The sequence below is a fragment of the bacterium genome (assembly GCA_026416715.1).
GTDB lineage: Bacteria > UBP4 > UBA4092 > JAOAEQ01 > JAOAEQ01 > JAOAEQ01.
This window is the reverse complement of sequence record JAOAEQ010000045.1, coordinates 1-5,252: the sequence shown is the minus strand read 5'-3', so window position 1 is coordinate 5,252 and position 5,252 is coordinate 1. Positions and strand designations below refer to the sequence as shown.

The window sequence follows — 5,252 nt, the reverse complement described above, 5'->3', positions numbered from 1 at the left end:
GACAGGAACGATGGGTTCGGGTCAGAATAACAATGTAGGTTGAAGTATCGAACGTGACTAATTCTACCGCTTTTGTGAACTCGATAACCGTAACTTCATCGGCTACCGATTCCGGAAACCGATTCCGGTTCGCATAGTGCTTATCCGAATCGAACACCACAACGGTAAACCCGACTAGTTTCATGATTCGCGCTAACGCATAACTGATATGCCCTGCCCCGAATATATAGAGTACCGGATCCGGAAATATCGGCTCAATATACACTTCCATATTCCCTCCGCAAAGCATATCGAGCTTTGTATCCGGATTGGTTTGTTTCCGAGACGACGATAACGCAAACGAAAGTGTTTGCGTCTGGTTGGTGTTTAAACATTCAACCGCAGTCGCAATAACTTTTTCTTCTACCGCTCCACCGCCAATCGACCCGAAAATTGTTCCATCCGGATATACCAGCATTTTCGCACCTGGTTTCCGTGGCGTCGACCCAGTGGTTTTCGTTATTATCGCCACCGCAACTGGTTTTCGCGCTTCTTTCGCTTTTGCGATTTCTCGATAGATATCCATAATACCTGCTGGTTACATCATGCACTGGTTGAATAAGCGATTTGCCCGTAACCATTATTTCGCTCGCGACTATCGGTTTACTCGAGTTTCTCCGGATGATGTTTGATAACTTTCGCTTCAACCATATAAATCACATCTTCAGCGATATTCGTTGCATGGTCGCAGATCCGTTCTAAATGGCGAGCGATGAGGAGAAGCGGTACCGCACGCGGCGCAGTAGTCCCATCGGCAATCATATAGTCGTTAATCAGTTCCTGTTGCACCCGGTTTCGTAACTTATCCGCTTGTTCATCAAACAATACCACCTTCTTTGCAAGGGTCGCGTCGCGATTCACAAACGCATCGATACTCTGTTTTACCATCTGTTGCGCTATTTCCGATAATTTCGGGATATCTACCAACGGTTTTAAGGTCGGTAACGGAACCAGCTCGAGAACACGCTGGGCAATATCAACCGCTAAATCCGCAATCCGTTCTAATTCCGCATTGATTTTCATCCCGGTGGTAATAAACCGTAAATCGATTGCCATCGGTTGCCGTAACGCGAGAAGACTCAGCGCTTTTTCATCTATCACCAGTTCTAGTTCATCAATCTGGTTGTCAGCAACGATAACTAAATTCGCTAGTTCGGCATTGCGCGATTTTAATGCTTCGATGGATTTATAAATCGCTTCTTCAACCAGCGACGCCATCTTTAATAACAGCTGGTTGAGTTCCCGCAATTCATCATCAAATTTTCGTTCCATCATTTTCAACGATTACCGCGCGATTATAGAAATCTGATTGTCCCGATGCAATTGGTGTCATCGAGGTAATCTGGTTTACAATCGGTGGAATCATCCTTTCCATTTATCCGAAACGACCGGTGATGTAATCTTCGGTGCGTTTATCTTTCGGTGCGGTGAAAATAGTTTTCGTGACATCGTATTCAACGAGTTCCCCGAGTAAAAAGAACCCAGTGTAATCCGAGACCCGCGCCGCTTGCTGCATATTATGGGTGACAATGATTATGGTATAGTTTTTCTCGAGCTCCTGAATTAACTCTTCTATTTTTGCGGTAGAAATTGGGTCAAGCGCGGAAGCTGGTTCATCCATCAGCACAATTTCCGGTTTGATGGCTAACGCTCGCGCAATGCATAACCGCTGCTGCTGCCCGCCAGATAAATCAAATGCACTGATATGCAATCGGTCTTTCACTTCGTCCCATAACGCCGCATCGCGTAAACTCTGTTCCACGCGAGCGTTAATTTCATATTTGTCTTTAATCCCCTGCAGCCGTAATCCATACGCTATGTTATTAAAAATTGACATCGGGAACGGATTCGATTTCTGAAATACCATCCCGACTTTCCGACGTAACGCGGTCACATCAACTTCTTTTCCGTAAATATCTTGACCGTCAATCAACACTTTCCCTTCAACTCGCGTCCCTTTAATTATATCATTCATTCGGTTCAAGGTACGTAAAAAAGTTGATTTTCCGCAACCCGAAGGACCGATAAACGCAGTGGTTCGATTCGGATAAATATCTATCGAGATATTCTTTAACGCATGGACAGTACCATAATAAAAATTTAAATTAATTACCTGAACGCATGGTTCCATAGACAATCGAAGTATCCGGCGAATCGTTCTCGGTTACCATTTTTTCCGTTTCCGAAACCGGGCGCGGAGAATGATGGCGGTTAAATTCATTCCGAGCACTAAAATAATTAATACTAACGCAGTTCCATACTGCACATCAAGTTTAATTCCCGGAATTTGCGTTGAAATAACGTATAAGTGATACGGAAGCGCCATCGCTTGGTCGAACAGCGATTTCGGGAGATGCGGCAGATAAAACGCCGCTACCGTAAATAATATCGGCGCTGTCTCGCCCGCAGCTCGACTCACCCCAAGAATCGCACCGGTGAGAATTCCCGGCAACGCTTGCGGTAACACAATTTTCTGAATCGTCTGCCATTTCGTAGCGCCGACCGCTAAACTCGCTTCTCGAAACGAAATCGGCACGGTTTTCAGCGCTTCTTCCGCTGCGGTGATGATAACCGGTAGAATCATTATCGCTAGGGTGAGCGATCCGGCTAGAATCGAGGTTCCGAACTGTAACAGTAACACGAAAAATCCTAATCCGAATAACCCATACACAATGGAAGGAACCCCAGCGAGATTAATGATGGCAATTCGAATGAGTCGGGTTAACCAAGTATCCGGTGCGTATTCCGTTAAATAAATCGCTGCAGCCACCCCTAACGGTAACGCAAAAATAATCGTTCCGACCACCAGATAAAACGTTCCGACTATCGCTGGAAATATTCCGCCTTCTTTCATGCCCATCCGTGGAACGGACGTAAGAAAATCCCAGGTTATGACGCCGATACCATTTTTAATTAAAATATAGACAATTATCCCTAACGGAATAAGAATCACCACGGTTACCAGAAACAACATACTAAATGCTACTTGTTGTGCGCGTTTGGGTGAAATCATGCTCGTAACGTAACGTTTACCCCGATATTATTTCAAGGGTAACGGTTATTTGTTAATCCGTTTAATGAAGAAACTCGCGGAAAAATTGATACAAAACACTATGATAAATAAGACTAACCCTATCGCGAACAAAGCATAATAATGCTCGCTCTGCCGAACGGTTTCGCCCATTTCTGCAGCTATGGTTGCGGTTAACGTTCTCACCGGTTTAAGGAAACTGTGCGGGATAACCGCTGCGTTTCCCGTGACCATCATTACGGCCATCGTCTCGCCAATAGCTCTCCCGATTCCGAGCATCACTGAGGCAACGATACCGGATATCGCAGCAGGAACTACGACCCGATAGATGGTTTGCCAGCGGGTAGCGCCAAGCGCAAGACTCGCTTCGCGATAACTCTGCGGAACGCTGCGCAGCGCATCTTCCGATAACGATACAATCAGCGGTAACGACATAAACGCTAACACTACTGACCCGGTTAATGCGGTTAATCCCGTGGGTAGGTTAAACCACGTTTTTATCAAGGGAACTATGGTGACTATGCCAACGAACCCGATAACCACGCTCGGAATCGCAGCAATAAGTTCGATTGCAGATTTCAGATATTCCCGAATCGCTTCCGGCGCGATTTCCGAAATATACACCGCTCCGATAATCCCGAGCGGAATCGAAATAACCATCGCACCGCCGGTAACTAGGAGCGACCCGAGAATAAGCGGAAGAATCCCAAATTTCGGCGGGTCGGATATCGGATACCAATGCTTCCCCGTGAGAAATTCGGATAACGGTACCGTTGCGAAAAGCGATACCCCTTCTTTCAGCAGGAGTAAGAATATCAACGCAACGAAAATAATCGAGGTTATCCCGCTTATCACAATTAATTTCTCAATAATAAACTCATGGAATCTTCGCACGTGAACCATAACCATTTTTTTGGCTCTAGCGTTCTTTCGTTCTTTATTTCTTTCGTTCTTTGGTTGTTCCGCTCTTCTGTAACGTAATCGGGACAAAATCCTGCTGGCTAACGATTTTCTGCCCTTCTGCGGAGAGTACAAAGTCTATGAACTGTTTCACGGCACCGGTCGGTTTCCCATTCGTATATAGAAATAACGGGCGCGATATCGGATAACTCCCGTTAATAACATTTTCTTTCGTCGGAGCGATATACGCAGAATCTTTATCTTTTGCGACCAGAATTGCTTTCTGTTTTTCGCTGACATACCCCATTCCATAGTAGCCGATTGCATTCGGATTGGAAGCGACTTCATCTGCAATCGCTTGCGAAGACGGCATTAACAACGCATCCGGCGCAAATTCTTCCGGACCTTTTTCATTTCCACGACGAACAACATGTTCTTTAAAATAAATATGGGTTCCGGAATTGACTTCCCGAGATAAGATAACAATCGGCGCATTTTTCCCACCAACCTGACTCCAATTTCTGATTTTTCCCGTGAAAATATCTGATAACTGGTCTATGGTTAACTTCGAGACCGGATTCTTCGGATGAACAACTACCGCTAATCCGTCTAATGCTACCTTATGTTCAACCGGATTAACCCCTTTCGCTTTCGCCTGTTCAATTTCTTTCTCTTTCATCGATCGAGAACACTGCGCAATATCCGCAGTGCCGTTAATCAATGCAGCAATACCTGTTCCCGAACCACCACCGGTTACCGCAACAGAAATATTCGGCTCTCGTTTCATAAACGCTTCCGCCCAGGCTTGACCGAGATTAACCATCGTATCTGAGCCTTTAATCTGAATCATTCCTTTTGCGGCGAATACCCCGCTTACTCCTAAAATTAACAGGAAACTTGCTACTATGGTTATCGTTATGGTATTGGTTTTTGGTAACATACATAAACTCCTTTCATAGTTTAATACATTATACTAATTACTGCATGTTTGCAAGTATGGTATTAGAATTTATTGACGATAACTCTCACCTCCCTAGAATGAAATCAAATTTCATTTCGCTATCTAGTCTATCATACGTAAATAAAATGTATGTAATTGCTATGTAAAATCTATGTAAAGTCTCACTACGACACTTTGCAAATCTTCACCGCAGAGAGCGCTGAACTCTCTGAGAAAAAATTGGTTTAGTTTATGACCAAGAAGAACTCTGCGCTCTCTGCGCTCCCTGCGGTAAAAAGACTCTTTTTTCATTCAGCCGTCCCTAGCGGGCATCTATTTTTT

The 5,252-nt window shown here is 44.7% G+C and carries 6 protein-coding genes; all 6 read right to left on the bottom strand.

All coding sequences use genetic code 11. The features are described from left to right. On the bottom strand, positions 1-565 hold a 565-nt coding region (locus N3A72_12330; protein MCX7920363.1), incomplete at its 3' end, for an XdhC family protein. A 77-nt stretch (positions 566-642) separates the two neighbouring features. Further along, positions 643-1,314, bottom strand: a complete 672-nt coding sequence (gene phoU / locus N3A72_12325) for a phosphate signaling complex protein PhoU (protein ID MCX7920362.1) — start codon at positions 1,312-1,314, stop codon at positions 643-645. A gap of 100 nt (positions 1,315-1,414) precedes the next feature. Next, positions 1,415-2,170 (bottom strand): phosphate ABC transporter ATP-binding protein PstB, encoded by a 756-nt coding sequence (gene pstB / locus N3A72_12320; GenBank protein MCX7920361.1) that lies wholly within the window; start codon positions 2,168-2,170, stop codon positions 1,415-1,417. A gap of 33 nt (positions 2,171-2,203) precedes the next feature. Further along, complete coding sequence (gene pstA / locus N3A72_12315) at positions 2,204-3,052, bottom strand: phosphate ABC transporter permease PstA (protein ID MCX7920360.1); 849 nt, start codon at positions 3,050-3,052, stop codon at positions 2,204-2,206. A gap of 45 nt (positions 3,053-3,097) precedes the next feature. Beyond that, positions 3,098-3,973, bottom strand: coding sequence for a phosphate ABC transporter permease subunit PstC (pstC, locus tag N3A72_12310; protein ID MCX7920359.1), 876 nt, complete (start codon positions 3,971-3,973; stop codon positions 3,098-3,100). Positions 3,974-4,007: 34 nt separating this feature from the next. Beyond that, complete coding sequence (locus tag N3A72_12305) at positions 4,008-4,910, bottom strand: phosphate ABC transporter substrate-binding protein (protein ID MCX7920358.1); 903 nt, start codon at positions 4,908-4,910, stop codon at positions 4,008-4,010. Positions 4,911-5,252: the final 342 nt, after the last annotated feature.